Genomic DNA, 2,176 nt, shown 5'->3' with positions numbered 1-2,176 from the left:
CCGGATACGGCCGTCCCTGCGGAGGGTGGCCGGGCGGGGGCGGGGCGGGATGCGGACGCCCCTGAGGCGGTGGCGGCGGAGGGTACTGCCCGCTGGCTGTCACTCTGTCTCCCCGTGTCTCCCCGTGCACCGGGCGTCCGCTCGAGCGAGCCGATCCGGCACCTTGTCGAATTTGGGGCGTAAGCATACTGATTTATCATTCGTCACGGATGTGACCGTATTCGGCTACCGTCCGAAATCATCTGAGGTGATCTCCGCGATGTGCAGGACCGGGCCGGTCGCCGTGTCCTAGCTTCGAAGCCATGAATCTGCAGCAGCTCCGCTACGTGGTCGCGACGGCGGAGCACCGCACCATGACCGATGCGGCCAGGTCGCTGTACATCGCACAACCTGCGCTTTCCCGTGCGATCAGAGATCTGGAACGCGAGCTCGGGATGACGTTGTTCGCCCGCTCCGGGCGCGGCGTGATCGTCACGGCGCAGGGGCGCCGGGTGGTCAAGCTGGCCCGGGAGGCGCTCGACGCCGTCCACGAGATCGAGGCGCTCTCCGTCCAGGGCCGGTCGCCCGCGGCGGAACTGCGCATCGCCTCCACACCCGGTCTCGAACCGGGGGTGGCCGGCCGCATCCTCCGCGCCTACAGCGCGGAGCACCCCAAGGTGCGCGTGCACATCGTCCGCTGTGACGGACGGGACGGCGTGGTCAGCGCCATCAGGGACCAGCGGGCCGACCTCGGCCTCACGGACCTGCCCGTCCCCACCGACCTGATCAGTCACCCGCTGGAGCGGCAGGAGATCGTGCTGATCTCCCCGCCCGGCCTCGACCTGCCCGATCCGGTGCCCGTGCGCATGCTCGACGGCATGCCGCTGGTGCTCCCGGCCCCGGGCGGCCTCCGGCGCAGGGAGTTCGACTCCCTGTTCGCCAAGTACGGCGTCGCCCCTGTGGCGGCCCTGGAGACCGACGAGCGCGGCGACCGGCTGGAGCCGGTCCGGGCGGGCGCGGCCTCCCTGCTCTGGTACCGCGGGACGGCCGAGCAGGCCGCCCGGGCCGGACTGGTGGTCCGGTCGCTCGATCCCTCGGTCCGCCGGGTGATCGCGCTCGTCCACGCGAGGCGGCGACTGCCCGCCATCGCGCAGGAGTTCCTGACCGTGGCCGAGGGTGGGTCGGCCGCCTAGGAACACCTGGCACGTCAGCCGGCGCATCCGCCGGCACGTCAGCCGGCGCATCCGCCGGCACGTCGGCCGGTACGTCGGCCGGCGGAGAAACCCACAGAGGCGGCGCAGGTGGGAGCGCCGGCCTCTCCGGCACCGGGCGGTAGGCTCGGTCCCGATGACTACCTTGCGTCTGCGCGGCCGTGAGTTCCGGCCCGGCGAGTTCGCGATCATGGCGGTGGTGAACCGCACCCCCGACTCGTTCTTCGACAGGGGCAGGACCTACGGGTTCGGCGCCGCCCTGGAGGCGGTGGACCGGGCCGTCGCCGGAGGCGCCGACATCGTCGACATCGGCGGGGTCAAGGCGGGCCCCGGAGACGAGGTGGACCCGGCCGAGGAGATCCGCCGGGTGGCCGACCTGGTCGCGGCGGTCCGCGAGCGCCACCCCGATCTGATCGTCAGCGTCGACACCTGGCGTGCCGAGGTCGGCGAGGTCGTGGCGGAGGCCGGCGCCGACCTGCTCAACGACACCTGGGGCGGGGTGGACCCCGCTCTCGCCGAGGTCGCCGCCGCACACGGCATCGGCCTGGTCTGCGCGCACGCCGGGCGCGTCGCCCCGCGCACCCGCCCGCACCGCCTCGCCTACGCCGACGTGGTGGCCGACGTGATCGGCTACACCGTGGACCTGGCCGAGCGGGCGGTCGCCGCCGGGGTCGCCCGCGAGTCGATCCTCATCGACCCGGCCCACGACTTCGGCAAGAACACCTACCACTCCCTGGAGGTCGGCCGCCGCCTGGACGAGATGGTCGCCACCGGCTGGCCGGTGCTCGTCGCGGTCTCCAACAAGGACTTCGTCGGCGAGACCCTGGGCGGGCTCCCGGTCGACGAGCGGCACGCGGGGACCATGGCCACCCTGGCGGTCTCCGCCTGGCAGGGTGCCCGGGTCTTCCGCGTCCACGACGCCGCCTCCGCCCGCGCCGCGCTCGCCACCGTCACCGCGCTGCGGCAGGGCGCCGGCCGCGCCTGAG

The 2,176-nt window shown here is 73.3% G+C and carries 2 protein-coding genes; both read left to right on the top strand.

From position 1 onward, the window contains the following. The first annotated feature begins 302 nt into the window (after positions 1–302). Entirely contained in the window at positions 303–1,172 is an 870-nt protein-coding gene (locus ACWJ6R_RS35090; protein ID WP_449066331.1) for a LysR family transcriptional regulator, read from the top strand. A 154-nt stretch (positions 1,173–1,326) separates the two neighbouring features. After that, on the top strand, positions 1,327–2,175 hold the full coding sequence (gene folP / locus ACWJ6R_RS35085) for a dihydropteroate synthase (protein WP_449066330.1): 849 nt from the start codon (positions 1,327–1,329) through the stop codon (positions 2,173–2,175). Position 2,176: the final 1 nt, after the last annotated feature.

The sequence above is a fragment of the Planomonospora algeriensis genome, assembly GCF_977012225.1.
Note: the sequence above shows the minus strand (reverse complement) of the source record. Positions and strands in the feature narration are given on the sequence as shown.

Bases quoted from the DNA above. Each gene is read 5' to 3' on its own strand.
- ACWJ6R_RS35090 (WP_449066331.1), top strand. From the start codon at position 303: ATGAATCTGCAGCAGCTCCGCTACGTGGTCGCGACGGCGGAGCACCGC.
- folP (WP_449066330.1), top strand. From the start codon at position 1,327: ATGACTACCTTGCGTCTGCGCGGCCGTGAGTTCCGGCCCGGCGAGTTC.